General features: G+C 70.8%; 26 protein-coding genes. 13 read left to right on the top strand and 13 right to left on the bottom strand.

All coding sequences use genetic code 11. The features are described from left to right. Positions 1-258 (bottom strand): hypothetical protein, encoded by a 258-nt coding sequence (locus E1295_RS10140; protein WP_132629932.1) that lies wholly within the window; start codon positions 256-258, stop codon positions 1-3. A 54-nt stretch (positions 259-312) separates the two neighbouring features. Between E1295_RS10140 and E1295_RS10135 the strand changes: the two genes are divergently transcribed. Genes E1295_RS10135 through E1295_RS10125 form a run of 3 tightly spaced genes read left to right on the top strand, consistent with a single transcriptional unit; the run spans position 313 to position 2,383 of the window. Then, positions 313-1,365, top strand: a complete 1,053-nt coding sequence (locus tag E1295_RS10135) for a DNA topoisomerase IB (RefSeq protein WP_246079955.1) — start codon at positions 313-315, stop codon at positions 1,363-1,365. Between the two features lie 45 nt (positions 1,366-1,410). After that, entirely contained in the window at positions 1,411-1,659 is a 249-nt protein-coding gene (locus E1295_RS10130) for a BON domain-containing protein (protein ID WP_132629930.1), read from the top strand. Then, complete coding sequence (locus E1295_RS10125) at positions 1,643-2,383, top strand: metallophosphoesterase family protein (protein WP_132629928.1); 741 nt, start codon at positions 1,643-1,645, stop codon at positions 2,381-2,383. Before E1295_RS10130 ends, E1295_RS10125 begins: the two co-directional genes overlap by 17 nt. 150 nt (positions 2,384-2,533) lie before the next feature. Here the strand turns inward: E1295_RS10125 and E1295_RS48605 are convergent, their stop codons facing one another. Then, positions 2,534-2,683, bottom strand: a complete 150-nt coding sequence (locus E1295_RS48605) for a GPGG-motif small membrane protein (protein ID WP_020543887.1) — start codon at positions 2,681-2,683, stop codon at positions 2,534-2,536. A gap of 106 nt (positions 2,684-2,789) precedes the next feature. Beyond that, positions 2,790-3,275, bottom strand: coding sequence for a DUF1360 domain-containing protein (locus E1295_RS10120; RefSeq protein WP_132629926.1), 486 nt, complete (start codon positions 3,273-3,275; stop codon positions 2,790-2,792). A gap of 92 nt (positions 3,276-3,367) precedes the next feature. Here E1295_RS10120 and E1295_RS10115 point away from each other — a divergent pair, with 92 nt between their 5' ends. After that, positions 3,368-3,964: a nucleotidyltransferase gene (locus tag E1295_RS10115; RefSeq protein ID WP_132629924.1), complete on the top strand. Its 597-nt coding sequence runs from the start codon at positions 3,368-3,370 to the stop codon at positions 3,962-3,964. 50 nt (positions 3,965-4,014) lie between these two features. Here the strand turns inward: E1295_RS10115 and secA2 are convergent, their stop codons facing one another. The 4 genes from secA2 to E1295_RS10095 all read right to left on the bottom strand — a co-directional run bounded on the left by secA2 (position 4,015) and on the right by E1295_RS10095 (position 9,431). After that, positions 4,015-6,198, bottom strand: coding sequence for an accessory Sec system translocase SecA2 (gene secA2 / locus E1295_RS10110; protein WP_132629922.1), 2,184 nt, complete (start codon positions 6,196-6,198; stop codon positions 4,015-4,017). Between the two features lie 154 nt (positions 6,199-6,352). Next, complete coding sequence (locus tag E1295_RS10105; RefSeq protein ID WP_132629920.1) at positions 6,353-7,243, bottom strand: DMT family transporter; 891 nt, start codon at positions 7,241-7,243, stop codon at positions 6,353-6,355. Positions 7,244-7,444: 201 nt separating this feature from the next. After that, entirely contained in the window at positions 7,445-8,260 is an 816-nt protein-coding gene (locus E1295_RS10100) for an SAM-dependent methyltransferase (protein WP_132629918.1), read from the bottom strand. Between the two features lie 79 nt (positions 8,261-8,339). Beyond that, on the bottom strand, positions 8,340-9,431 hold the full coding sequence (locus E1295_RS10095) for an acyltransferase family protein (protein ID WP_166427161.1): 1,092 nt from the start codon (positions 9,429-9,431) through the stop codon (positions 8,340-8,342). Between the two features lie 160 nt (positions 9,432-9,591). Between E1295_RS10095 and E1295_RS10090 the strand changes: the two genes are divergently transcribed. The 4 genes from E1295_RS10090 (at position 9,592) to E1295_RS10075 (ending at position 14,006) form a co-directional block, all read left to right on the top strand. Then, positions 9,592-9,936 carry a PRC-barrel domain containing protein gene (locus E1295_RS10090; RefSeq protein ID WP_132629914.1) on the top strand — a complete coding sequence of 115 codons (345 nt, stop codon included), beginning with the start codon at positions 9,592-9,594 and terminating at the stop codon, positions 9,934-9,936. A gap of 94 nt (positions 9,937-10,030) precedes the next feature. Then, positions 10,031-10,405 (top strand): VOC family protein, encoded by a 375-nt coding sequence (locus tag E1295_RS10085; RefSeq protein WP_132629912.1) that lies wholly within the window; start codon positions 10,031-10,033, stop codon positions 10,403-10,405. A 168-nt stretch (positions 10,406-10,573) separates the two neighbouring features. Then, complete coding sequence (locus E1295_RS10080) at positions 10,574-11,455, top strand: DMT family transporter (RefSeq protein ID WP_132629910.1); 882 nt, start codon at positions 10,574-10,576, stop codon at positions 11,453-11,455. Positions 11,456-11,648: 193 nt separating this feature from the next. Then, entirely contained in the window at positions 11,649-14,006 is a 2,358-nt protein-coding gene (locus E1295_RS10075) for a right-handed parallel beta-helix repeat-containing protein (protein WP_132629908.1), read from the top strand. A 7-nt stretch (positions 14,007-14,013) separates the two neighbouring features. Here E1295_RS10075 and E1295_RS10070 read toward each other — a convergent pair whose 3' ends face one another. Beyond that, positions 14,014-15,198, bottom strand: a complete 1,185-nt coding sequence (locus tag E1295_RS10070; RefSeq protein WP_132629906.1) for an FAD-dependent monooxygenase — start codon at positions 15,196-15,198, stop codon at positions 14,014-14,016. A 77-nt stretch (positions 15,199-15,275) separates the two neighbouring features. Here E1295_RS10070 and E1295_RS10065 point away from each other — a divergent pair, with 77 nt between their 5' ends. Beyond that, positions 15,276-15,860, top strand: a complete 585-nt coding sequence (locus tag E1295_RS10065; RefSeq protein ID WP_220448633.1) for a TetR/AcrR family transcriptional regulator — start codon at positions 15,276-15,278, stop codon at positions 15,858-15,860. Between the two features lie 35 nt (positions 15,861-15,895). Here E1295_RS10065 and E1295_RS10060 read toward each other — a convergent pair whose 3' ends face one another. Beyond that, positions 15,896-16,522 carry a VOC family protein gene (locus E1295_RS10060; protein ID WP_181957971.1) on the bottom strand — a complete coding sequence of 209 codons (627 nt, stop codon included), beginning with the start codon at positions 16,520-16,522 and terminating at the stop codon, positions 15,896-15,898. A gap of 36 nt (positions 16,523-16,558) precedes the next feature. Beyond that, entirely contained in the window at positions 16,559-17,152 is a 594-nt protein-coding gene (locus tag E1295_RS10055) for a GNAT family N-acetyltransferase (protein ID WP_132629902.1), read from the bottom strand. Positions 17,153-17,259: 107 nt separating this feature from the next. Here E1295_RS10055 and E1295_RS10050 point away from each other — a divergent pair, with 107 nt between their 5' ends. From E1295_RS10050 to E1295_RS10040, 3 genes are read left to right on the top strand one after another with little or no spacing between them, the layout of a single operon-like run. Then, the gene (locus E1295_RS10050; protein ID WP_132629900.1) at positions 17,260-18,462 is read left to right on the top strand and encodes an acyl-CoA dehydrogenase family protein; all 1,203 of its coding nucleotides are present in this window, start codon (positions 17,260-17,262) and stop codon (positions 18,460-18,462) included. Continuing rightward, positions 18,459-19,622: an acyl-CoA dehydrogenase family protein gene (locus E1295_RS10045; protein WP_132629951.1), complete on the top strand. Its 1,164-nt coding sequence runs from the start codon at positions 18,459-18,461 to the stop codon at positions 19,620-19,622. Before E1295_RS10050 ends, E1295_RS10045 begins: the two co-directional genes overlap by 4 nt. Before the next feature lie 26 nt (positions 19,623-19,648). Then, the gene (locus E1295_RS10040; RefSeq protein ID WP_181957970.1) at positions 19,649-20,800 is read left to right on the top strand and encodes an acyl-CoA dehydrogenase family protein; all 1,152 of its coding nucleotides are present in this window, start codon (positions 19,649-19,651) and stop codon (positions 20,798-20,800) included. Here E1295_RS10040 and E1295_RS10035 read toward each other — a convergent pair. Further along, complete coding sequence (locus E1295_RS10035; RefSeq protein ID WP_132629896.1) at positions 20,771-21,391, bottom strand: TetR/AcrR family transcriptional regulator; 621 nt, start codon at positions 21,389-21,391, stop codon at positions 20,771-20,773. The genes E1295_RS10040 and E1295_RS10035 overlap by 30 nt on opposite strands. Positions 21,392-21,565: 174 nt before the next feature. On the opposite strand from E1295_RS10035, the gene E1295_RS10030 reads away from it, so the two are divergent. Next, complete coding sequence (locus E1295_RS10030) at positions 21,566-22,312, top strand: nuclease-related domain-containing protein (RefSeq protein WP_246079953.1); 747 nt, start codon at positions 21,566-21,568, stop codon at positions 22,310-22,312. Positions 22,313-22,316: 4 nt separating this feature from the next. Here the strand turns inward: E1295_RS10030 and E1295_RS10025 are convergent, their stop codons facing one another. Both E1295_RS10025 and E1295_RS10020 read right to left on the bottom strand, forming a co-directional pair. Continuing rightward, positions 22,317-23,690, bottom strand: coding sequence for a vWA domain-containing protein (locus E1295_RS10025; RefSeq protein WP_132629892.1), 1,374 nt, complete (start codon positions 23,688-23,690; stop codon positions 22,317-22,319). After that, a complete protein-coding gene (locus E1295_RS10020; protein ID WP_132629890.1) occupies positions 23,683-24,522 on the bottom strand; it encodes an AAA family ATPase in 840 nt (279 codons plus the stop codon). The genes E1295_RS10025 and E1295_RS10020 overlap by 8 nt, the downstream gene beginning before the upstream one ends. Between the last annotated feature and the right edge of the window lie 92 nt (positions 24,523-24,614).

The following is a 24,614-nucleotide window of genomic DNA, read 5'->3' as shown; positions in this document are numbered from 1 at the left end:
TCAGCCCGCCTCTCCGTCGCTGCGCTGCTTCTGGCGGCGTACGGCCAGCGTGATGTCGATCACCGTGAGCACCGCCAGTACGGCGGCGATGCCCGTCATGACAGGGGCGCCCCCGATGAGTCCCAGCACCGCGATCGCGAACAGGAACACCAGCAGGAACGAGCCCACCCTGATGTGCACCACGTCACGTGGGGTGGCGGGCACCATCGCATGACCCCTGCGTGACTTCTCCTCGTGCCACTCTCCGTGTTCAGACATGCCGCTCACCTGCCCGTGCCGTTTGCGGCGTAACGTCATGGGTAGCCGTGCCCGGTGCCCGAGCCAGACCCGAACGTGCGCCGGCGACCCCCTGCCGGCGGTCCCGACCTGCGGCCCAGCGACCAGAACGAGCCGGGCATCGTACGACGGCGGTGCGGCAGGGGCTTCACCTACGTCGGCCCGGACGGGCGGCGGGTGCGCGACCCCGCCACGGTGGAGCGGATCAAGGGGCTGGCGATCCCGCCGGCCTGGAGCGACGTGTGGATCTGCGCCTCGGCCGACGGGCATCTCCAGGCGGTGGGTACGGACGCCGCCGGGCGCAGGCAGTACCGCTACCACGACGTGTGGCGCGAGCAGCAGGACCGGGAGAAGTTCGACCGGGTGCTGGAGGTGGCCGAGCGGCTGCCCGCGTTCAGGAAGGCGGTGGACGACCAGCTCAGGGGACGCGGCCTGACCCGGCGGCGGGTGCTGGCCGCCGCGGCCCGCCTGCTCGACATCGGCTTCTTCCGCATCGGCGGCGAGAGCTACGACACCTACGGGCTGGCCACGCTGAGGATGGAGCACGTGACCTGCTCGCGCGGCGTCGTCGTCTGCTCCTACCCGGCCAAGGGCGACATCGACCGGGAGGTCGAGCTGGCCGACCCTGGGGTGTGCAAGGTGCTCAGGTCGCTCAAGGCGCTGGGCGAGGAGGGCGAGCTGCTGCGTTACCGGCGCCCGGGCGGCTGGAGCGACATCAGGAGCGAGGACATCAACGACTACCTCCGGGAGACCATCGGGTACGAGGTCACGGCCAAGGACTTCCGCACCTGGCACGCCACGGTGCTCGCCGCCGTGGGGCTCGCGGTGTCCGGGCCCGCCGGCTCGGAGGGGCGTACGAAGAAGCAGAGGGCGATCGTGCGCGTGATGCGCGAGGTCGCCCAGTACCTGGGCAACACCCCGACCGTCGCGCGGGCCTCGTACGTGGATCCGCGGGTGGTGGAGGCGTACGAACGGGACAGGACCATCGCGGCGGTGCTGACCGAGCTCGGGGCGGACGCCGACTTCGGTCAGCTCGCCACGGCGGGTCGGGTGGAACAGGCGGTAATAGACCTTATTCGTGCCGTTTGACTGGTTTATACCCGGGCATGCGGCCACAGGAGAAGGAGGCTAGCGATGGAAGCTCCGCAGTACGTCGCGGCCCGCGTCCAGCAGGCGCTGGCCGAGGACGGGCGCACCAACGAGCTGGGCATCCGCGTCGACATCAGGGGCGACCAGCTGTTCCTGCGCGGTCAGGTGAGCGAGGTCGAGCAGCGTACGCGGCTCGGCGAGGTGGCGCACGAGACCGCGCCGGAGCTTCGCCTGCACAACGAGATCAACGTCGTGGACCCCACCGAGCCAGGGGAGGATGAGCATCTTGACTGACCTGCGCATCGCCGCAGTGGGCGACATTCACCTGGGCGAGGACGGCAGGGGGCACTACCGGCGCAGACTGCAGGGCATCGAGGAACGCGCCGACGTGTTCATGCTCGCGGGCGACCTCACCAGGCACGGCACGCTGGAGGAGGGCAAGGTCGTGGCCGACGAGCTGCGCGACCTGCCGATCCCCGCCGTGGCGGTGCTCGGCAACCACGACTACCACTCCGACCTGGAGCACGAGATCGCGGAGGAGCTCCGCGACGCCGGGGTGATCGTGCTCGACGACGACGGCGTCGTGCTCCAGTGCGGTGACACGAAGCTGGGGGTCGTCGGCGGGAAGGGCTTCGGCGGCGGGTTCGCCGGCAAATGCGCCAGCGAGTTCGGCGAGCGCGAGATCAAGAACTTCGTCGCCCACACCCGTTCCATCGCCGAGGCGTGGAAACTCGCGCTGAAGGAGATCGTGGCCGACGAGCGCGTGGTGTTGTCGCACTACTCGCCCGTCAAGGAGACGCTCGAGGGCGAACCGGCGGAGATCTATCCGTTCCTCGGCAGCTATCTCCTGGCGGAGGCCGTCGACACGGCGGGCGCGGACCTGATCCTCCACGGGCACGCACACAAAGGCAGCCCGAAGGGCATGACGCCGGGCGGCATCCGGGTGCGCAACGTCGCCCTGCCCGTTCTCGGGCGGGCGTACGGCGTTTACTGCCTCGAATGTGAAAACGGATCCTGAGATACGTCGAAGGCCACCGCCCGTCCCTGGGCGGTGGCCTCTGTCGTGGCCAGCTATTTCGTTATTCCGGCAAGTCGGGAGGACCGCTGGACCGTTCTCGGGGAGCGGCCCAGCGGTCGGGTCGAGCGGGGAGCCATCAGGGTGGCGCCCCTAGACATTGAAGATGCTGACCCCGCCGGGCCCGACCAGGAAACCGAGCACGATGAGCACGATTCCCCAGAGAAGGTCGCGCCGGGCCAGGATCACGTAGATCCCGGCGATGACGAGAATTACCGCGATGATCCAGAGCAAAGTAGCCATGACTCCGCCTCTGCCCTGAGGGATGACCGCTTAACATCTTTTTCCGCTCGGAAACGAACAGGGAAAACATATGGCTTTCCGTTGTCGCCGCCAGACATCCGGGCACTCAGGACGTCGACTTCATCAGCTTCGCGTAGGCCAGCTGCAGCCAGTCGGAGATCGCCACCGCGGTCATCGTGGCCCCCACGAGCCGGGTGACTTTGGGCGACAGCACCAGCCCGGCGGCGTACGCGGTGGCCACCCACTGCGACAGGCAGAACGGGCAGGCGAGCAGCTCGCCCATCGGGCCGCGGGGCTTCTCCTGCACCTCGGCGGGCCCGCCGCCGCCCTTGTACCGGGTGAACGGCGCCCGGAGCGGGCTGGTGACGGGGTCCTTCGCCAGGCGCCGCGACACCTTGTGCGTGCAGGCGGCCATGAGCAGCACGTCCATCGCCGCCACCCGCTCGGGAGCCCGCCGCCCAGCCAGGGCCGCCACGGTGGCCGCCACCGCCACCGTGCCGCCGTACGCGCCGAGGATGCCGAGGTACCCGCCGAGCGGCCGGTCGTGGTCGCCGCCATAGGCCTGTTCGGTCTTCTCCAGGATTTCGGTCATAGCTCCTGGCGCTACCCGCAGGTCCAGGCCCTACTCGCAGCGGGCCTTATAGCACAACGCCTATCGGCCGATCGTGTGGGTAGCCCGGAACCATGAGCAGCCACGGTCACGCGGTCACTGACGCGATCCTCGACACGCTCAAGCGCGCCAGCTCCGGGCTGAAGGACGCCGGGGTGAAGTTCGCGCTGGCCGGGGGGTGCGCGGCCTACGCGAGAGGCGCCGCGCCGTCGCTGCACGACGTGGACTTCGTGGTCACCGAGCACGACGTGCCCGCCGCCCTGGAGACGCTGCGCGGGCTGGGCTTCCAGACGGCCAAACCTCCCGAGGACTGGCTGGTCAAGGCGTACGACGAAGGCCGCCTGGTCGACCTGATCTTCCGGGTGTCGGACCTGGCGATCACCGACGAACTGCTCGACAGGGCCGAGCCGCTGAAGGCGTCGGCCGTGATCGTCCCCGTGCTGGAGGCGACCGACCTGGTGATCACGTGGCTGCTGCCGCTGTCGGAGCACGCCTGCGATTACGGCGCGCTGCTGTCACAGGTGCGGGCGCTGCGCGAGCAGGTCGACTGGCCGCGGGTGGCGGCCGTGGTGGAGGACTCGCCGTACGCGACGACGTTCCTCACCCTGCTGGAGCGGCTGGGCGTGCTGGAAGGACCGGTCGTGCCGTCGGGCGACCCCAAGTGGCCGTGACAGAGCCCACGATGGGGCCCCGATGGGGCCTCCGGTGGGGCCCCCGGTGCTCAGCCGCGCCGGGTGGCGGCGGTGACCCGCTTGAGGATGCGGTCCCACTCCGTGCCGAACGGGTTGTCCTGTACGAGGTAGGTCCACGTGGCCGTGGGCCTGCGCAGGTCCGGCTCGGGCGCCTCGAACGACTCCAGCGAGCGCCGCTCCACCTCGGCCAGCAGCGATTTGTACTCCGCCACGGCCTCCCTCTGGAACTCGTCGACCGGGCTCATCCGGCCCAGCGCGCGCAGGTGGATGCCCTCGCGCAGGTCGGTCAGGAACGCCAGGTGCTCGGTCCAGCAGCGGTCGATCGCGTGCAGGACGATCTGGCGGGCGGTGCCGTCACGGGTGTCCTCGGGCAGCGACTCCCAGCGCTCCTGGTCGGCCTTGGCCAGCGCCTTGGAGGCGGCGTCGCCGTGCAGGACCTTGTCACGCCACTCCAGGATGAGCTCGCGCTGGTGCTCCAGCAGGCGCGTGTAGCGCCACGTGTTGCGGTGGATCTCCAGGTTGACGCCCTCGGCGACGCGCTGGGCGTGACCGACGAGGTAGGCCCCGCGCCGGTGGCGGACGAGGCCGTCGGGGTCGGCCGCCGGCGGCCGCTCGTCGGGGATGAACTGGGTGATCAGGTCGTCCTGCATGCTGACGAAGAAGACCGAGCCGCCCGGGTCGCCCTGGCGGCCGGCCCGGCCGCGCAACTGGTCGTCGAGCCGGCTGCTGGCGTGCCGGCCTGATCCGATCACGTAGAGGCCGCCCAGCTCGGACACGCCCTCGCCCAGGCGGATGTCGGTGCCGCGGCCGGCCATCTGCGTGGAGACCGTGATGGCGTCGCGCTCGCCCGCCCTGGCGATGATCGCCGCCTCTTCGGCGTCGTTCTTGGCGTTGAGCACCACCGGCTCCAGCCCGCGGCGCTGGAGGAGCTTGGCGAGGTTCTCCGACTCGGCCACGTCGAGCGTGCCGATGAGGATGGGCCGGCCGGTGGCGTGCACCTCCTGGATCTCCTCGACCAGGGCGGCGTCCTTGTCGGGCACGGTCGGGTAGATGCGGTCGGGCTCGTCGACCCGGACACACGGCCGGTTGGGCGGGATCACTGCCACCTTGAGGTCGTAGAACTCGCCGAGCTGCTCGCTGACGGCCACGGCGGTGCCCGTCATGCCGCAGATCTGCGGGTAGCGGCGGATCAGGCCCTGCACGGTGATCGAGTCGAGGATCTCGCCCTTCTCGCTCGGCGGCAGCGCCTCCTTGGCCTCCACGGCCGCCTGCAGGCCGTCGGGCCAGCGCTGGAGCAGCGCGACCCGGCCGCGCGAGGGGTTGATGAGCTGCACCTTGCCGTCGCGCACGATGTAGTCGACGTCGCGGGCGAGCAGGGCGTGCGCGTGCAGGGCGAGGTTGAGCTCGATGAGCGTGCCCGGCTCGTGCTCGTCGTAGAGCTCGACGCCCAGAAGGTTTTCCACGCTGTCGGCGCCTTTGGGCGTCAGATAGACGTTGCGCGCCTGCTCGTCGATCTCGTAGTGGTAGCCGCGTACGAGCTGCCTGACCAGCGCCGCCATCTCGGGCACCGCGTTGCCGGGGTCGGCCGCCCCGGCCATGACCAGCGGCACCCGGGCCTCGTCGACGAGCACGGAGTCGGCCTCGTCGACCAGCGCCACCTCGGGCGCGGGCACGATCAGCTCGGCGGCGTCGGTGCGCAGCCGGTCGCGCAGCACGTCGAACCCGATCTCGCTGACCGGGCCGTAGGTGACGTCTTTCGCGTACGCCTCCCGCCGCTCCTCCGGCGTGGAGTTCTGGCCGATCCAGCCGACGCTGACGCCGAGCGAGGCGTAGAACGGCCCCATCCACTCGGCGTCGCGCCGGGCTAGGTAGTCGTTGACGGAGATCACGTGGACGCGCTTACCCTGCAGCGCGTAGCCGGCGGCGGCCATGGCGCCGGAGAGCGTCTTGCCCTCACCGGTCGCCATCTCCGCGACCTTGCCGTCGAGCAGGGCCAGCGTGCCCAGCAACTGCACGTCGTACGGGCGCAGCCCCAGCGTGCGGTCCGCGGCCTCGCGCACGATGGCGCAGAACCCGGCCAGATCGTCCATCTCCGGTCTGGGCAGCTCGTCGAGCTGGCCGAGCTTGGCGGCCCGCGCTTCGGCGGCCTTGACGATCTTCTGGTAGGGGGCCAGAGGAACTCCGCCCGGGCGGTCCAGCAGGTTCCTCAGCATTCCCGTTATTGACGCCACAGTTCCTCCAACGCACGCTTCGCCGAGACCGTTCCCTCGGCCAAGGGGTGGGAGCGGAGCGACGATACGGCAAGCGCCGCCGTACCGGACCTTAACTCATCCGGCGGCCTTCACCGTCACAACGCTCCCGCCCGGGTCACCCCGCGTCGGCCCGGACCGCGAGCACCGTCACGGCGGCCAGCAGCAGCGCGCAGCCGGTCCAGGCGAGCGGCGTCAGCCGTTCACCGAACAGGGCCACGCCGAGCAGCGCCGCGCCCACGGCTTCGCCGAGCGAGATGATGGCGACCGTGGTGGCCCGCAGCGCGGTCAGCGCCACGAAGTAGAGCCCGTACGCGAGCGCCGTCGGCACCGCGCCCAGATAGACGAGCAGGGCCAGCGACGGCCAGCTCAGCTCCGGCACCACGCCGTCGGCCAGGGCGAACGGCGCCAGGCACACCGCGGCCACGGCGAACCCGCCGATGGCCGTGGTCCGCGGGTCGCGGTCCTTGTGCCGCCGCGACATCAGCGTCACCCCGGCGTACCCGGTGGCGGAGGCCAGCGCGAAGGCGACGCCGGCGACCGAGGAGGCCGAGGTGGCCGAGGTGGCCGAGGTGCGCAGCGCGGGCTCCACCGTGAGCAGGACGAGCCCGGCCAGCGCGGCGGCCAGCGCGAGGAGCGCGCCGCGGGTGAGCCGTTCGCGCAGGAAGAGCCGGCTGCCCACGGCCGTGAGGACGGGCGCCGCGCCCATCGTCACCACGGTCGCGACGGCCACGCCCGAGTGGGCGATCGCGGCGAAGTAGGCGGTCTGGTAGACGGCCATGCCGGCTCCGACCGGCAGCACGCGCCAGTCCAGGTGGTCGGCGAGGACGAAACGGCGGACGATCAGCAACAGGAAGGCGGCGCCGAGGAGGTGACGCCACAGGGACACGCCGACGGGGCCGAGTTGCCCGGTCTGGAAGAGCAGGGAGCCCGCGGCGCCGCCGGTGCCCCAGGCGGTCGCGGCCATGGACACGTAGAAGGCGCCCCGCCGCGCGGAGACATGGGTCATGACAGATTGCTCCGGAAGGAGTGGTGGAAGAGGGCCCGGTGTGCGGGCAGCGACCACCCACGGATCTGTCAGACCCGGGAAGGCGTCGGAGAGCCGCCCGCTAGCGGGCGGGCGGGGGAGAGCAGATCTGCATGCGTCGCGGCATGCGGACCACCCTACCGCCGTACGCCGGCGGCGCTCACCCCGATGACCCGCGAGGGCTCACGGCTTGCGGGCGACCCCGCCCAGCAGCAGTTCCTCATACGGCGCGAGCGGCCCGGGGACACGCTCGTCGGGGTGCCACTCGGGAAAGTGCACGACCCCGGGCTCCACGAGCACCAGGCCGTCGAAGAACGCGGTGATGGCGGCACGGTCGCGGAAGAACCCGGTCCCCATGGTGGCCTGCACCATCACCTCCAGCGCCTTGGCCTTGGGATTGACGCCGGCCAGCATGTTGGAGGCGGCCAGGTAGCTGCCCGGGGCCAGCGCCGACATGTAGCGCCTGACCAGGGCGTGCGGGTCCTCCTTGTCGGGGAACAGGTGCAGCAGCCCGATGGCCATGATCGCGGTGGGCTGTGACAGGTCGACGAGGCCGCGCACCACGGGATGGCCGAGCACGGCGTCGACGTCGCGGGCGTCGGCGGTGACGGCGCCCGCGTTCGGGTTGGCGCCCAGCAGCGCCCGCGCGTGCGGCTCGACCATGGGGTCGATGTCGACGTAGACGACCTTGCACGAACGGTCGGCGAACTGGGCGACCTCGTGGGTGTTCTCGACCGTGGGGAGCCCGGCGCCGAGATCGATGATCTGCCTGATGCCCGCCTCGCGGACCAGGAAGTCGACCGCCCTGCCGATGAAGGCGCGGTTGCACCAGACGAGGTCGACGACCTCGGGCACCGTGTCCTTCAGCTTGCGGGCCACCGACCGGTCGGCGGCGAAGTTCTCCATGCCGCCGAGCAGCGCGTCGTGCACGCGCGCCACACTCGGCTGCGCCGGATCCACTCCGGGTGGAGCCCACTCCGGCTCGTCGGTGACGCTCATGCGGCCCCCTCTCCGTGACGCGGATCGTATCCGCACCTGGAGCCCCGGTGCCCCGCGTGCCGGCCGGTTGTCAGGACAGTCAGCGCGAGTTGTCGGACATCTCACGCTGCGCGTGCCGGGGTACGTGAGCAGGCGCGCGACCCGACAACATGACCTTCAGCCGAGGCGCGAGCGGCCGTTCGACGAACCGGTACACCAGGTACGCGGCGCCGAGCATGACCGCGATCAGCCCGGCCAGGAGCACGTACTTGTCGACCGCGTCGCCCACGCGGGAGAAGATCACGAACCCGACGTGCGCGTGCAGCAGGTAGAGCGGGTACGTCAGCGCGCCGGCCGTCACCAGCCACGGCCTGGCCAGGAACCGGGTGGCGCGCAGCGCGATGAGCGTCATGACGAGGAAGATCAGCACGACCACGGCGATGATCACGCCGTGCGAGTACTCCACGGAGTACCGTTCGCCGACGGCGTCGGCGTACCCGACGGCCCGGTAGACGGCGTTGCCCAGGCAGATCGGCACCAGCAGGGCGATCTGCACGCTCAGCCCGAACCGGTAGAGCATGAACAGCGCCATGCCCGCGATGAAGTAGTGGGAGAACTCCGACTGCACGACCAGGTCGGCGATGCCGGGCAGCAGCCCCGCCTGGACCAGCACCGTCAACCCCAGCCAGGCCCAGAGCGCCACCATGACCCGGGTGCGCGTCATGCCGATGAAGGTGAAGGCCAGGATGAGGAAGTAGAACCGCATCTCGGCCCAGAGTGTCCAATAGACCACGTCCACGTTCGCGATGTTCGGCACCGACTGGAACATCGTCAGGTTCGCCAGCACCTGCGGCAGGCTCACCTCGAACACGCCCTGTCCCAGCGTCACCGTGACCACGCTGGTGACGGCGATGCCCACCCAGTACGCGGGGTAGAGCCGCACGACGCGCGAGACGACGAACGCGCGCGGGGTCCTGCCCCACGCGCTCATCAGCACCACGAAGCCGCTGATCAGGAAGAACAGGTCCACGCCCAGGTAGCCGTACTTGGACCAGGCGCTCTCGGCGGCGAAGACGACCGGGCTGTGGTCGCCGGCCCAGCCGGAGAACGTGTAGTGGAACAGCACGACGCAGAGCGCCGCCAGTAGCCGAAGGCCGTCGATCTCGTAGAGACGGTCTGAGCTAGTTGGCATAATCTTCACCCTTCTTGTCCTAGAAGAGGGTGGCGTAGCCCGCTTGCTGACTAATAGATGATCGCTAGCTGTTAACCGCTTTGTTACCGGTTTACGGAGCTCTGTTCGGGTAGCGGACGGGGGCCCGAGCAAGACGGCAAAGAGGAGAGGACGAGTTCCCATGGAGCTCTGGGACTACCGACCTGACGTCTACGACCGCGGCAAGGGCCTGGATCTCGCGGGCTACCGCGTGCAGGCGACCGACGGGAAGATCGGGACCGTCGACGAGGCGACGTACGAGGTCGGCGAGAGCTACATCATCGTCGACACCGGCCCCTGGATCTTCGGCAAGAAGGTCATGCTTCCGGCGCAGGTCGTCACGAGCATCGACCCTCAGGAGCGCGACGTGTTCGTCGCGCGCACCAAGGCCGAGATCAAGGACGCGCCCGAGTTCGACGAGGGCACGTTCAAGGAGCCCGAATACCGGACGCGGCTGGGTGACTACTACGGCCGCTTCCACGGGTGACTCCGTGCCGTGAGGGGAGGGCCGCGTCCGCTTCCGGGCGCGGCCCTCGCCGTACCTGACAGAAGATGGCAGGTACGGCTGGAACGCTGGAGCCATGACGACGAAGGCGAAGCTCCTGGCGGTCACTCTTGACTGCGCGGAGCCCAAGAAACTGGCCGAGTTCTACCACGAGGTAACCGGGCTGGACATCCAGTACTCCGAGGACGAGTACGCGGCCGTGGGCGACGGCACCACCAACATCTACTTCGGGCGGGTCCCCGGCCGCGAGCCGGCCGCGTGGCCCGGCGAGGGCAAGCAGTTCCACTTCGACTTCCGGGTGCCGGACGTGGAGAAGGCGGTCGGCGAGTACATCGCGCTGGGCGCGACGAGGCCCGACTTCCAGCCGGGTGTCACCGAGGAGGGCACGGGCTGGGTCGTGCTGCGGGACCCCGAGGGCCACCTGTTCTGCGTCTGCCCGGAACGTTCCTAGAGCGAGCCCGTCCAGGCGCCGGCCGGGCTCATGAATGGGCCAGATGTTCATGCTGTTCACACTGGGTCCAGGCGGATTTATCAGCCTAAAGGTGGATTCTAGAAGGTCGCTGGGCTCATAAGCTGGAGCAATGCTCCTGAAAGGACGCCTGCTCCTGCGCGGGCCGCGATGACCTGGATCGGCCTGCTGATCGCTCTGGCCGGCGCGCTGGGCTACGCGCTCGGCGCCGCACTGCAGCAGTACGAAGCCGTCGCCGAGGGCGCCTCGCTCCGGCTGGTGCGACGCCCCCGCTGGTGGATCGGCGGCATCATCGGCTTCACCGGCGCGTGCCTGCACGCGGTGGCGCTGAGCTTAGCGCCGCTGGTCGCCGTCCAGCCGATCAGCGTGGCCACCCTCGTGTTCGCGGTGCCGCTGGCGGCGTTCCTGTACGGACGCAAGCCCCACCGCGCGGAGATCCTCGGATCGATCGCCGTGGCGGTGGGCCTGCTGTGGCTCATGATGCTGGTGCCGGAGCACAACGTGCCGCCCCGGCTGGGCGACGGCGCGGCCATCGGGTTCATCGCCGTGATCGGGCTGATCACCCTGGCCACCCAGCTGATGGCCCGCCGGGTGCACGGGGCGGCCAGGGCCGCCCTGCTCTCGGTGGGCGCGGGGGCCGTGACCGCGAGCGTGTCCACGTTCGTCCGCGTGGTCGGCGGCGGCCTGGAGGGCGACCTGGGGCGGCTGGTCCACTGGTTCACCCTCGCCATCCCCCTGCTGCTGGTCTGCGCGGTCGTGCTGCTCCAGCGCTCGTACGCGGTCGGCTACTTCGGCATCGCCTACGCCGGCGTCCAGGTCGTCGACCCCATCACCTCGGTGCTCGCGGGCGCGATCCTGCTCGGTGAGCCGCTGCCCACGGCCCCGTCCACGGCGATCCCCGCCCTGCTGGCCGGCGCGCTGACCATCGGCGGCACGATCACGCTCGGCCGCCTGGCCCCCGACCACCGCCCGGCCCCGGCCGACGACGAACCGGCCCCCGTCCCGGTGCCGGCGACGTCGGACGCGAGCTGAGCCACGCGGGGCCCCACACCTTCTCGCGGTCCCGCGCGCCCTCGGGGCGTGGGGCCGCGCGGTCCGCGTTGGTCAAACGGTTGAATTGTCATGGCCTGCGGGGTTACGGTGCATCGGCGATGACCATAGTGGTCTGTCACATTGCAGCGATGTGCTCTACGAGCGGAGTGGCACGAGCATGCCGAGAAGATCGATGGGTGTCCTGATCGCGTCCGTCCTGGTGGTCACGGCGGCCGGAGCACCGGCGCCGGCCTCGGCGGAGCCCGGCTTATCCGGCACCAGGACCGTCGTCTACGTGGCCAAGGACGGCAGGGAAGGCGCCACCGGTACGAAAGCGGACCCGTTCGCGACGGTCGAGCAGGCCCGCGACGCCCTGGCGGGACGGACGAGCGCACGCCGGCCGGGCGTCGTCCACATCAGGGAAGGCGTCTATCAGACGTCCGAGACCATCGAGCTGAGCGGCCAGGAGCACTCCTACGTCACCTACGCCGCCTACCCGGGCGAACAGGTCGAGTTCGCCGGCGTCACCACCCTCGCCCCCGGCGGGTTCCGCAGGCTGAGCGACCTGCCGGACGAGGCCAAGTGGTCCTCGAAGGCGCGCGTCCCCGACGCGGTGGCCGGCCAGGTCCACGTCTACGACCTGGGCGCTGCGGGCATCCCCGCCGGGGTGATCATGAAGAACGGGTTCAACTGGAAACCCCAGCCGTTCGCCCCCGAGCTGATCACCGACGACGCGACCCAGACCTTGGCGCAGTATCCGAACGGCGCCGGCAAACTCGACAGCGCCGCCATCACGGTCAAGGAGGCGCCGAAGGGCGCCAGGGACTATTTCTCCGACAAGACCGAGGACGGCACCACCCTGCCGTACGAGGACATGCTCAAGCTGCCGGGGCCGGTCTACACCGCCGTCGACGCCGCGCTGAAGGAACGTTCCTCCGCCTGGGCGCCGCCGCAGGGCCAGGAACCCGACAACACGGTGTTCGAGACCGACGGCTGGCTGTCCGGCTATTTCGGCAACAACTACGCCAACGACCGCGTACGCATCGCCTCCGTCGACCCCGGTGAGGCGGAGCTTCGTACGACATATCCCACGATGTACGCGGCCACCGACAAATGGACCTCGTTCGTCGCCCAGAACGTGCTGAGCGAGCTCGACACCGAGGGCGAGTATTACATCGACCGCTGGAACGACGCCGGCGTCCTCTACTACTACCCGCCGGGCGGGACCGTCGAGGGCAAGGAGATCAGCCTGACCTCGTTCGACGCGCCGTTCTTCCAGCTGGAGAACGTGCGCGGGGTGACGCTCAAGGGCCTGAAGCTGAACGGCACCACCGGCACCGCCGTGCGGCTGCTCGACGCAGAGTCGTGCACCGTCGACGGCCTGGAGATCCTCAACGCCAGCATGGACGCGGTCGCGATCGGCGAGGCCAACGACGCCATCACGGCCGTCGCCGAATACCGCACGAGCCGCGGCGGCCACAACAACAAGGTGGTCAACAGCCGCCTGCACGACCTCGGCGGCGGCGGGGTGTTCACCGCCGGCGGCGACCGCGACTCGCTGGAGCCCGGCGGCCACGTCGTGGAGCACAACGAGATCTACGACTTCTCCAAGCTCGCCACCTACACCCCCGCCGGCTACATGTACGGGGTCGGCAACACCTTCCGCTACAACCACGTCCACGACGCGCCCCACATGGCGATCCAGATCATGGGCAACGACATGGAGATCAGCCACAACAGGTTCGAGCGGCTGGTGACGCACGCCTCGGACCAGGGCGTGATCTACGCGGGCCGCGACTACACGTACCTGAACAACGTGGTCGCGTACAACCTGTTCAAGGACATCGGCGCGGACGGCAACCAGGCCGTCTACATGGACGACGGCATGTCGGGGATGGTCGTGCACCACAACGTGTTCGACAACGTCCAGCACGGACTGTTCTTCCAGGCGGGCCACAGCAACGTCGTCTCGGACAACGTCTTCAAGGACGTGACGTACCTCGGGCACGACAAGCTCTACCACGAGGACGACCTCCCGGTGCCGAACGCGAAGGTCGTGATCGAGCGCTTCAACGACATGCTGAAGCCGGGCGACGGCAGCGGCTTCACGAACACCCGGGAGAACATCGAGACCTGGTACCGCCGCTACGGGCGGCAGTACCCGAACATCCGCGACTGGTACGTCCCGTCCGGGGCCGACGGCGAGCCGTGCACCTCGATCGGCACCACCGAGTGCACCCAGGCGTACGTGTGGGAGAACCCCGACTCCGTGTACGTGCCGGCGCACAACGTGCTGACCCGGTCGGTCAGCATCGCGACGGGCGGCTTCGCCTACACCGACGACGCCGGCGGGCTGAACGTCAAGAGCTTCAACCCGGACTTCGACGCCTACAACGTCAAGAGGGACAGCGCCGCCGCGTTCGCCTTCGACCCCGCCACCGGCACGTTCGACGCCAGGGCCACGCCGCTCAACCGGGCCGAGGGCTTCGGCCCGGCGTGGGTGCGCGAGTGGAACAGGAGCTTCACCCTGGACGGCATCGGGCCCCGGTAAAGGGGTCTCAGCCGTCTGCCGGGATGCTCGGCGCGTCCTTCCGGCCCGCCGGCGCGGGAGGGCGCCAGCCGAGCACGTCGTCCATGGAGCGCAGCATCAGGTCGGGACGGAGCCGGGCGGCCGTGGACATCGCGAGGTCGCGCAGCCGTACGGCCGGCGCGTTGCGGACCTTGGTGAGCCGGCAGATCGTCATGGACCGGCGGACGACCTGCCACGTGCGGTCGAGGCGGGCGGCGGTGTAGGCGGGCAGCGCGTCCTCGGCCGCGGGGGAGCCGGCCGCCAGGTGGGCCAGGACGACGGCGTCCTCGATCGCCTGGCAGGCTCCCTGGCCGAGGTTGGGCGTCATGGGGTGGGCGGCGTCGCCGACGAACGCGACCCTGCCGCTGTGGAGCGCGGGCAGCGGCGTGGCGAAGGAGAAGATGTCGTTGCGGATGATCCGCGTGGGGTCGGCCGCCCGCAGCAGCGCGGGGATCGGCTCGTGCCAGTCTCCGAACCTGCGCAGCAGTTCCTCCCGCCCGTCCTCGTGGACGGCCCCGGCGGGGGAGACGTCGGTCGCGTACACGTAGACGAGATCTCCCGCCAGCAGGTGGATCCCGAGCACGAGCCCCCTTCCCCAGGTCTCCGTGCTCTGGATGGGCAGGCCGGATCTGGGGATGAGGGCGCGCCAGGCCGTCACGCCGGAGTACTCCGGGCCGGGATGGCCGGGGAAGAGCGCCTTGCGGGTCGCCGAGTGGATGCCGTCGGCGGCCACGACCAGGTCGGCCTCCAGGTCGCCCGCGCCGGTGCTGACGACCCCGCGGGCGGCGTCCACGCCGGAGACGGTGACGTCCAGGCGCAGGCGGGCCTCGCCCAGGGCGCCGGCGAGCACGTCCATCAGCGCGGCCCGCGACATGACCACCATCGAGTCCCCGTAGCGCGCCTGCGCGTCGTCGTCCGTGGTGTGCACGAGCGGGCGTCCGTCCGGGCGGCGGATGCCCGCCTGCCCCTCGAACCGGCCGAGCCGGCGCACCCGACCGCCCAGGTCGAGGGCGTCGAGCGCCTTCAACGCGTTCGGCGCCATGGCCAGCCCCGACCCCACCGGGGCGAGGTGGGCGGCGCGTTCGAGCACGGTCACGTCCCACCCCGCGCGCCGGAGCGCCACCCCGGCGCTCAGCCCTCCTACGCCACCGCCGATCACCACGGCCTTCGGCATGTTCCCCGCCTCCTCTTACTACGTCTGTAGTTTCACAATACTACGCCCGTAGTCGGGCGGCGGTAGGATCGGGTCCCGTGAAACGCTCAGAGCTGGTCGCGGACACGGCCATCACCCTGCTGGCCGAGCGCGGCATGCGGGGGCTCACCCACCGGGCCGTCGACGAGGCGGCCGGGCTGCCGCCGGGGTCGACCTCCAACCTCGCCCGTACGCGCGCCGCCCTGCTGGAGCTGACCCTGTCCCGGCTCGCGGAGCTGGAGCTGCGAGCCCTCGGCCCCGCCCTCACGAGCCCGGAGGGTGGCATCGTGGACCGGGTGGCCGAAGGGCTGCTCGTGCAGCTCAACGACCGCCGGCGCACGCTGGCCCGCTACGAGCTGGCGCTGGAGGCGACGCGGCGGCCGGAGCTGCGCGGGATCTACGACGCGGCGGGCAGCCGCTTCCGCGACCCGGCGGTGGCGCTGCTGGCCGCCCAGGGCTCGCGTGACCCGGTCCGGCACGCCCGTCAGCTCGTGGCCTTCAGCGAAGGGCTCATGTTCGACGCGATCGTGGGGGCCGGCGCCATGCCGACCTTGGAGGAGCTGAGGCAGGCCGTCGAGGACCTTCTGGCCGGCATGCTGTCCCGCGACCCCGGCGAAGGCCACGAGTCCTTCAGGGGCCCGTGAGCGTCACCAGGGCCCCTCGGCTGTCCCGATCGTCTTCAGGGGCCCGTGAGCGTCACCAGGCCGTGGCCGCCGGACAGGATGGCCGTCAGGACCGGACGGGTCTGCTCGTCCACGTCGAGCCGGGCGCCCACGGCGGCCAGCGCCGCGCGCACGCCCTCGGCGTGCGGATGGCCGCCCGCCAGCGACACCAGCTCGGCCGCCGGCAGCCCGGGACCGGCCGGGTGCGGGGTGTCGCCCCAGTCGATGAGGAACGGCACCAGCCCGTCGTATCCGGCCCGCTCCGGCGGGGTGAGCCGCCAGGCGAGCAGGTCGCCGGTCGGCGTGCGCCGCGACATGTCCAGCGGGTCGCCCGGGTCGTAACCGCGGGCGCGCGCCCGGGCCGTGACCGCGTCGATGTCGTCGACCGCCACCGCCCAGCCGACCAGCGCCGCCGCTTCCAGCCGGTCGATGCCGAACGGCCGGGGCGTGGCGGGCGGCTCCTGTTCCGGGTCGGGCCCGACGATCTCCAGGTAGCTCGTGCCGCCCAGGCGGACCAGGCGGTTGCGCGTCCCGAACCCCGGGTGCCGCCCTCCGGCCGCCGGGCGCACGCCGAGCAGCCGTTCCAGTTCGGCGGCGGTGGACTCCAGGTCGGGGGTGGCGTACACGAGGTGGTCGAGGCTCATACAGCCAATTCTGCGTGACGGCGGGTCACCGGCAGGTCAGGCGCCGCCCTCCCGCGGCGTGCTCAGGCGCTCCCGGTGCGGTGGCCACTCGTCGTCGAGGATGCCGAAGCAGACCGTGTCGCGCCAGGTGCCGTCGGGCCTCCTGCGGTGGCGGCGCAGCGTGCCCTCGTGCACGCCGCCGATGCGCCTGATGGCGTCCTGCGAGCGTACGTTGCGCACGTCGGTCTTGAGCAGGACCCGGTTGTAGCCGAGCGTGAAGGCGTGGTCGATGAGCAGGAGCTTGCAGGCGGTGTTCACGGCCGTGCGCCAGACGGCGCGGCCGTACCACGTCCATCCGATCTCGATGCTCTGGTCGAAGCCGGGCACGTCGGCGTACGTGGTCCAGCCCACCGCGCGTCCGCTCTGCCTGTGCACGACCGTCAGCGGGACGTGCCGGTCGTCGTCGATCAGGGGGCGGGCGACCTTCGCCAGCTCCGCCTCGGTGCGGGGCGTGCCCGCGGGCATCCAGCGCCAGACCTCGTCGTCCCCGCCGCCGGCGGCGAACAGGTCGGGCATGTGCTCCATGGCCAGCGGTTCCAGCCGGACGACGGCGTTCTCGAGCACCACGGGGTCGGGCAGCTTGGAGGTCATGGCGGCAACCCTATGGACGGCCGGGCGCTGTGCGTGATGGCCACCTGGGCCTGTTTACGGGGGACCACTGTCGACACTCATACCGGCCGGTCGGTAGGCTCACCGGCATGGACTTCGCTTACGACACCGTCACCGAGGACCTGCGCGAGCGACTGCTGCGCTTCATGGACGAATGCGTCTACCCCGCTGAGCCCGCTTTCGAGCAGCAGGCGGCGACCAGCGGGTGGAGCCCGCCGCCGCTGGTGGCCGACCTCAAGGACGAGGCCAGGAAGCGCGGCCTGTGGAACCTGTTCCTGCCCGGCGAGCACGGCGCCGGGCTGACGAACCTCCAGTACGCGCCCCTGGCGGAGATCATGGGCCGGAGTCCCACGCTCGCCCCGACGGCCACCAACTGCGCCGCCCCCGACACCGGCAACATGGAGGTGCTCTCCATGTTCGGCAGCCCATGGCAGCGGGAGGAGTGGCTGCGGCCGCTGCTCGACGGCGAGATCCGCTCGGCGTTCGCGATGACGGAGCCCGACGTGGCCTCCTCCGACGCCACGAACATCGCCACCTCCATCGTCCGCGACGGCGACGAGTACGTCATCAACGGCCGCAAGTGGTTCATCTCGGGGGCGATGAACCCCAACTGCAAGATCCTCATCGTCATGGGCAAGACGAATCCCGACGCGCCCAAACACCGCAGGCAGAGCATGATCCTCGTGCCCCGCGACACCCCCGGCGTGCACGTCAAGCGGGGCATGCACGTGTTCGGCTACTCCGACGCCGACCACGGCGGCCACGCCGAGATCGTGTTCGAGGACGTACGCGTGCCGGCGGACAACCTGATCGGCGAGGAGGGCGGCGGCTTCGCCATCGCCCAGGCCCGCCTCGGCCCCGGCCGCATCCACCACTGCATGCGCCTGATCGGCATGGCCGAGCGCGCCGTGGAACTGATGTGCCGGCGGGCGCTGGCGAGGAACACGTTCGGCGCGCCCGTCGCCCACCAGGGCGTCGTACAGGACTGGATCGCCGAGTCCCGCATCAGGATCGAGCAGCTGCGCCTGCTCGTGCTCAAGACGGCCTGGCTCATGGACACCGTGGGCAACCAGGGGGCCCACACCGAGATCCAGGCCATCAAGATCTCCACGCCGATCACCGTGGAGTGGATCCTGGACAAGGCCGTCCAGGTGCACGGCGCGGGCGGCGTCTCCCAGGACTTCCCACTGGCCGCGCTCTGGGCGCACGCGCGCTCGCTGCGCCTCGCGGACGGTCCCGACGAGGTGCACAAGAGATCACTGGCCTATCGCGAGCTGAAGAGGTGGATGTGAACGAGGCGGAGATCAGGGAGCGCGTGGCCGCGTTCCTCGGCGAGCACGATCCGAGCGGCGACCGGCTGGAGTTCCTGCGGGCCAGGTTCGACGCCGGGCTCGCCTGGGTGTGGTTCCCCGAAGGGCTGGGCGGTCTCGGGGCACCACGGGAGCTGCAGCAGGTCGTGGAACGGGAGCTGGCGCACACCCCGCAGATCAACGGCGGCCTCCAGGGCATCGGCCTGGGCATGGCGGCGCCGACGATCCTGGCGTTCGGGACGGAGGAGCAGAAACGACGTTTCCTGCGGCCGCTGTGGACGGGCGAGGAGATCTGGTGCCAGCTCTTCAGCGAGCCCGGCGCCGGGTCCGACCTGGCCACGCTGGCGACCAGGGCGGTCAGGGACGGCGACGAGTGGGTGGTCGACGGCCAGAAGGTGTGGACGTCCGGCGCCCACCACTCCCGGTGGGCCATCCTCGTCACCCGTACGGACCCGGACGTGCCGAAACACCGCGGGATGACGTACTTCGTCTGCGACATGCACGCGCCGGGCGTCGAGGTGCGGCCGCTGCGGCAGATCACCGGTGAGGCCGAGTTCAACGAGGTGTTCCTGACCGGCGTCCGGCTCCCCGACGACCTGCGGCTGGGCGAGGTCGGCGACGGCTGGCGGGTCGCGCAGACCACGCTGATGAACGAGCGCGTCGCCATCGGCGGTGCGCCCGCGCGGCGCGGCGGCGGCATGGTGGCCTCCGTGGTCGGGGCCTGGCGCGAGCATCCAGAGCTGCGCAGCCACGACCTGCACCAGCGGTTGATGTCGCTCTGGGTGGAGGCAGAGGTGACCCGGCTGTCGGGGGCCCGGCTGCGCGAGCAGCTCGCCGCGGGGCAGCCCGGGCCCGAGGGCTCGGGCATGAAGTTGTCGTTCGCCCGGCTCAACCAGGCGCTGACCGGGTTCGACGTCGAGTTCAGGCGCGATCTCGGCTACGACGACTGGACGTTCAGGCGCTCCGAGAACGTCGACTTCTACGGGCGCGGCCCCGGCTACCGCTACCTGCGGGCCAAGGGCAACTCGATCGAGGGCGGCACCTCCGAGATCCTGCGCAACATCATCGCCGAACGGGTGCTCGGTCTCCCCTCCGAACCCCGCGTCGACAAGGACGTGCCCTGGAAGGACCTGCCGCGATGACACGGAGCGAGGGAGGAGCGGCGAGCATGACGCTGCTGTATTCGGACGTCGAGGAGGAGCTGCGGGCCGCCGTACGAGGGCTGCTCGCCGACCGGTGCCCGCCCGCCGCGGTGCTCAGGCGCGTCGAGTCCGAGCCGTACGACCTGGGCCTGTGGAAGACGCTGGCCGGGGAGATCGGGGTCGCCGGGCTGCTCGTCCCCGAGGAGCTGGGCGGCGCGGGCGCGTCGGCCAGCGAGGCGGCCGTCGTGCTGGAGGAGCTGGGCAGGGCGGTGGCGCCGGTGCCGTTCTTCACCAGCGCGGTGCTGGCCACGTACGCGCTGCTCCCGACCCGTGACGCCCTGCTGGGCGAGCTGGCCGAGGGCAGGCGTACGGCCGCGCTGGCGGTCTCGTTCGCCGCTTCACCCTACCGGCCGGAGCGCGGGGCGTCGCTGAGCGTGGACGGCGAGGGCCGGATTTCCGGCGAGGTCACGGGGGTGGCCGGCGCGGACGTGGCGGACGTGCTGCTGGCCCCCGTGAACGGCGACCTCTACGCGGTAGACGTGACCGCGGCCGAGGAAGGCGCGGCCGAGAAAGGCGCGGTGACGGAAGGCGCGGCCGAGGAAGGCGCCGGCGGGGGAGCCGAGGCGAGGGGCGGCGCTCCCGGGGGAGTCGCGGTCGAGGTCGTGCCCTCGCTCGACCTGACGAGGCCCGTCGCCACCGTGACGTTCGACCGGGCGAGCGCGAGGCGGCTGGGCGCGTGCGACCTGGCGGGGGTGCTGCGCCCGGCGGCGGGGCTGCTGGCGTCCGAGCAGCTCGGGGTGGCCGAATGGTGCCTCGGCACGACGCTCTCCTACGTCAAGGAACGCCATCAGTTCGCCCGGCCGATCGGCTCGTTCCAGGCGCTCAAGCACCGGCTGGCGGACCTGTGGCTGGACGTGGTCAGGGCCAGGGCCGCCGCCAGGAACGCCGCCGCCGACCCCTCGGCCGTATCGGTGGCCGTGGCCCAGTCGTGGAACGCCGGGGTGGCGGTGCACGCGGCGGAGGAGGCCGTGCAACTGCACGGCGGGATCGGGATGACCTGGGAGCACCCCGTGCATCTGTTCCTCAAGCGCGCCAAGGCAGGTGAGATCGCGCTCGGCACGCCGGGCGACCACCGGGAGGCGCTGGCCTCACTGGTCGACGTCCCCGGCCCCGAGTGAGGTGAGGAGCAGGTCGGCGAAGTGCCTGCCCACCTGGGCGCCGGTCAGCGGGCCGTCCGCGTGGAACCAGGTGCCCAGGTGGTGCACGGAGCCGAAGAAGTAGTCGACGACCAGCTCGGCGGGGACCCGGTCGCTGAAGACGCCGGTGCGCTGCCCCTCGGCCACGAGGTCGCGGAACCGCTCGTGGTAGCGGCGGCGCTCGGCGCGTACGGTCTTGCGCGTCTCGGGGGCGAGCAGGTGCATCGAGCGGAAGAAGATCTTGGAGTCGTCGAGGTTGGCGGTGGTGGTCTCGACGACGTCGGCGGCGGCCCGGTGGAGGCGTTCCTTCAGCGTCCCCGGGCCGTCGGCGATCTGCGCCAGCCTGTTGGTCTGCATGCGCAGCACCCGGCCGTAGATCTCGCGCAGCAGGTCGTCCTTCGAGTCGAAGTAGTGGTACATGGCGCCTTTCGTGACGCCCGCGGCCACCACGATCTCCTGCACGGAGGTGCCCTCGAAGCCTCGCTCGGCGAACAGCCTGGTCGCCTCGGCGAGGATCCGCTGCCTGACCGGTTCTTCTTTCACGTGGTCCCCCTTGGTCACCCGCCTTAGCATACCGACTGGTCGGTTGAGCTCATTGGGTGGTCTTGCAGGTACTAATTCCGTCACCTTAGGCTCGCCTTGGTCAGGAGCGGGTATCTCTTGACCGGCGAGGGATCTTCGGCGTGGCAGATCCTGCTAGACACCTACTCATTCGGGGAGTTTGCCGTGCCAGGTGGCTCTATCTACGTGAAGCAGGACGAAAAGTACACAGGGTCATCCCCGCAATGGTGGTACGAGAAGTTCTGGCGCGAGGACGCCCAGAACCGGCGCAGGTCTCGATACGTCAAGGCCGGGGTGGGGCTCGTGCTCGGCGCCGCCGTGGCGATCAGGTTCGACCTCACCGCCTTCTCACCACTGTTTGCTCTCCTCTTCGCCGGCCTCGTGGCCGGGGGAGACTGGTTCTACCACTGGTACGCCTTCCACGCCACAGCGGTCTGGCGGGGAGCGCGGCGGGGGGAGGTGATCACCGGCAGGCACCTGCGCCGGTCACTCCGACGCCAGGGCTACAACGTCCTCGACGGCCGCGCCATCCGCGGGAAGGCCTCCATCGACCACCTGGTGATCGGCCCGGGAGGCGTCTGGGTCGTCGACAACGAGTCGTGGAGCCCCGACACCGAGATCGCCTGCTATGCGGGACGGCTCTTCTTCGGCGAGAAATACGGCAGCAAGACGGCCAAGTCTCTGGTGGAGGCCGCCGAGGCGTTCGCCGAGCTGCTCAACCGCGAGACGGGCATCCCGGTGACCATCACGCCCCTGCTCGCCGTGCACTGCGGCCTGCTGCCCAAGAGCGGCATCGTGCACGCGGAAGGCATCACGCTGCTCAAACCGCGCCTGACCGGCAAGCTGATCAGGTCGGCCGAGGGCGGCGTGCTCAGCGACGAGCAGATCGAGGTGCTCACCCGTACGGCGGCCAGGGAGCTCCAGCGCGTCTGACCCCTCAGGCCAGCGTCTCGATGAACGCCGTGAGCTGGGCGACGTTGCGGCACTCGTGCATCGGCACGACCTGCCCGTAGTCGCTCGCGAGCGAGTCGCCCGTGTCCCACTGCCGCCGCGGCTCCGGGTTGAGCCAGTAGGCGTGGCGTGCGCGGGACACGAGTGACGTCAGCACGTCCAGGGCGGGCGGCTGGTAGTTGGAGCGCGCGTCGCCGAGGATCAGCAGCGACGTCTTCGGGCCGATCGCGTCGCCGTACCGCTCGGCGAAACGCTCCAGCGCGTGCCCGTAGTTCGTGCGGCCGAAGCGCACCATGTCGGCCTCGTCCGCCAGCTTGGCCATGGCCTCCACGACGTCGGCGCCCGGGGCGAAGAACCGGGTGATCTCGTCCACCGTGTCCACGAAGCCGAACGCCCGCACCTTGGCGAACTGCTCCCTCAGCGCGTACGTGAGCAGCAGCGTGAAGTGCGCGAACGACGAGACCGAGTCGCTGGTGTCGCAGAGGACGACCAGTTCGGGCCTGTGCGGTCGCGGGGGCTTGACGTGGACGGTCAGCGGCACGCCGCCGCTCTGCAGCGAGGCCCGCATGGTCCTGCGGAAGTCGAGCCGGCCGTGCCTGCCCTTCCTGCGCTTGATCGTCAGCCGCGCGGCCAGGCGGCGGGCCAGCGGATGCACCTCCCGGCGCAGCCTGGCCAGGTCGGCCCTCGCGATGCGCAGGAAGTCGATCTGGTCGAGCGGCGGGCGTACGGCGGAGCGGGCGATGCGGTCGATGCCGGAGTCCTCGGCGATCCGGCGGCGTACGTCGGTGGCCACGGCGTCCTCGAAGCGCCGCAGCCCGGCGCCGACCCGCTGCCGCAGGGTCTTCTCGGCCAGCCCGCCGCGCTCGCCGTCCGCCAGCCCGGCGCGGAGGATGCCGGCCATCAGCGTCTCGGGGGACAGGGCGCGCATGACGCTGTAGGAGAACCAGTTCTGCCGCCCGGGCCCGGAGTCCTGGCGGCCGAACCGCCCGACCATGGCCTGGGCGAACGCGCGCAGCTCCGGGTCGGCTCCGGAGGTCAGCAGGCCGGCGAGGTGCTCGCGGAGCTCGCGGACGGTGGCCGTCTCCGGATCGGTTCCGCTGCCGGGCCGGGCGGCTTGCAATCCGGTCGTCGACGCCGGGAACCACAGGTCGAACAGCACGTCGAACCCGGGCCGGTAGGCAGGCTTCTTGACCAGCGTGGCCGCGTACGCGGCGCGCAGCGACTCCCTGTCGGTCAGCTCGATCGCCCGTAGCGCGCCGGCCGCGTCCAGCCCTTCCGCCACCGACACCGGCACCCCGGCCTCGCGCAGCGCGTGCACGAAGCCCACGTGCCGGTCGATCAGCGACTCGGGCTCAGGCATCCGGCAGCCCCAGCTCCTTGACCGCCCTGGCGTGGTCGGAGGCGTGCTTGAGCACGACGCCGAGCGTGCCGGCGACGGTCGCCTCGTCCAGCTCGGCCCGCCCGAGCGCCAGCAGGGTGTTGGCCCAGTCGACGGTCTCGGCCACCGACGGCGCCTTCTTCAGCTCCAGCGCCCTGAGCGTGGCGACCGTACCGGCCAGTTGCTCGGCGAGGCCGGCCCGCAGGCCGGGCACCTGTGCGAGCACGATGTCCCGCTCCCGCTCGGGGGTGGGGTATTCGATGTGCAGGTAGAGGCAGCGCCGCTTGAGCGCCTCCGACAGCTCGCGGGTCGCGTTGGAGGTCAGCACGACGTACGGCCGGCGCGCCGCGGTGATGGTGCCCAGCTCGGGGATCGTCACCTGGAAGTCGGACAGCAGCTCCAGCAGCAGCCCCTCGACCTCGACGTCCGCCTTGTCGGTCTCGTCGATGAGCAGCACGGCGGGCTCGGCGGACCTGATCGCCTTGAGCAGGGGCCGCTCCAGCAGGAACTCCTCGGTGAAGATGTCGTCGTCGGCGCTGGTGGCCTGGATCCTGAGCAGCTGCTTCTTGTAGTTCCACTCGTACAGCGCCCTGGCCTCGTCGAGCCCTTCGTAGCACTGGAGCCTGATCAGCCCGGCGCCGGTGGCCTGCGCCACCGCCTTGGCCAGCTGCGTCTTGCCGACCCCCGCCGGCCCTTCGACGAGCAGCGGCTTGCCCAGTGCCGCGGCCAGGAACACCGACGTGGAGATGGCGTCGTCGGAGAGGTAGTCCACGGCGGCGAGGCGCTCCGTCACGTCGGCGGGCGAGTCGAACATCGATGCTCCTGTCGTCGGTGCCGAACTTTATTCTAGCGTTCGGGCCGGGCTGATACCGATTCGACCAGGATGCGGATCACCGGTATATTCCT

Source organism: Nonomuraea mesophila (genome assembly GCF_004352805.1).
GTDB lineage: Bacteria > Actinomycetota > Actinomycetes > Streptosporangiales > Streptosporangiaceae > Nonomuraea > Nonomuraea longispora.
This window is presented reverse-complemented; position numbering and strand designations above follow the sequence as displayed.

Excerpts from the sequence above, each read along its gene's own strand:
- E1295_RS10140 (WP_132629932.1), bottom strand. The coding sequence starts at position 258 with ATGTCTGAACACGGAGAGTGGCACGAGGAGAAGTCACGCAGGGGTCAT.
- E1295_RS10130 (WP_132629930.1), top strand. The coding sequence starts at position 1,411 with ATGGAAGCTCCGCAGTACGTCGCGGCCCGCGTCCAGCAGGCGCTGGCC.
- E1295_RS10125 (WP_132629928.1), top strand. The coding sequence starts at position 1,643 with ATGAGCATCTTGACTGACCTGCGCATCGCCGCAGTGGGCGACATTCAC.
- E1295_RS48605 (WP_020543887.1), bottom strand. The coding sequence starts at position 2,683 with ATGGCTACTTTGCTCTGGATCATCGCGGTAATTCTCGTCATCGCCGGG.
- E1295_RS10120 (WP_132629926.1), bottom strand. The coding sequence starts at position 3,275 with ATGACCGAAATCCTGGAGAAGACCGAACAGGCCTATGGCGGCGACCAC.
- E1295_RS10115 (WP_132629924.1), top strand. The coding sequence starts at position 3,368 with ATGAGCAGCCACGGTCACGCGGTCACTGACGCGATCCTCGACACGCTC.
- secA2 (WP_132629922.1), bottom strand. The coding sequence starts at position 6,198 with ATGCTGAGGAACCTGCTGGACCGCCCGGGCGGAGTTCCTCTGGCCCCC.
- E1295_RS10105 (WP_132629920.1), bottom strand. The coding sequence starts at position 7,243 with ATGACCCATGTCTCCGCGCGGCGGGGCGCCTTCTACGTGTCCATGGCC.
- E1295_RS10100 (WP_132629918.1), bottom strand. The coding sequence starts at position 8,260 with ATGAGCGTCACCGACGAGCCGGAGTGGGCTCCACCCGGAGTGGATCCG.
- E1295_RS10095 (WP_166427161.1), bottom strand. The coding sequence starts at position 9,431 with ATGCCAACTAGCTCAGACCGTCTCTACGAGATCGACGGCCTTCGGCTA.
- E1295_RS10090 (WP_132629914.1), top strand. The coding sequence starts at position 9,592 with ATGGAGCTCTGGGACTACCGACCTGACGTCTACGACCGCGGCAAGGGC.
- E1295_RS10085 (WP_132629912.1), top strand. The coding sequence starts at position 10,031 with ATGACGACGAAGGCGAAGCTCCTGGCGGTCACTCTTGACTGCGCGGAG.
- E1295_RS10080 (WP_132629910.1), top strand. The coding sequence starts at position 10,574 with ATGACCTGGATCGGCCTGCTGATCGCTCTGGCCGGCGCGCTGGGCTAC.
- E1295_RS10075 (WP_132629908.1), top strand. The coding sequence starts at position 11,649 with ATGGGTGTCCTGATCGCGTCCGTCCTGGTGGTCACGGCGGCCGGAGCA.
- E1295_RS10070 (WP_132629906.1), bottom strand. The coding sequence starts at position 15,198 with ATGCCGAAGGCCGTGGTGATCGGCGGTGGCGTAGGAGGGCTGAGCGCC.
- E1295_RS10060 (WP_181957971.1), bottom strand. The coding sequence starts at position 16,522 with ATGAGCCTCGACCACCTCGTGTACGCCACCCCCGACCTGGAGTCCACC.
- E1295_RS10055 (WP_132629902.1), bottom strand. The coding sequence starts at position 17,152 with ATGACCTCCAAGCTGCCCGACCCCGTGGTGCTCGAGAACGCCGTCGTC.
- E1295_RS10050 (WP_132629900.1), top strand. The coding sequence starts at position 17,260 with ATGGACTTCGCTTACGACACCGTCACCGAGGACCTGCGCGAGCGACTG.
- E1295_RS10040 (WP_181957970.1), top strand. The coding sequence starts at position 19,649 with ATGACGCTGCTGTATTCGGACGTCGAGGAGGAGCTGCGGGCCGCCGTA.
- E1295_RS10035 (WP_132629896.1), bottom strand. The coding sequence starts at position 21,391 with ATGCTAAGGCGGGTGACCAAGGGGGACCACGTGAAAGAAGAACCGGTC.
- E1295_RS10025 (WP_132629892.1), bottom strand. The coding sequence starts at position 23,690 with ATGCCTGAGCCCGAGTCGCTGATCGACCGGCACGTGGGCTTCGTGCAC.
- E1295_RS10020 (WP_132629890.1), bottom strand. The coding sequence starts at position 24,522 with ATGTTCGACTCGCCCGCCGACGTGACGGAGCGCCTCGCCGCCGTGGAC.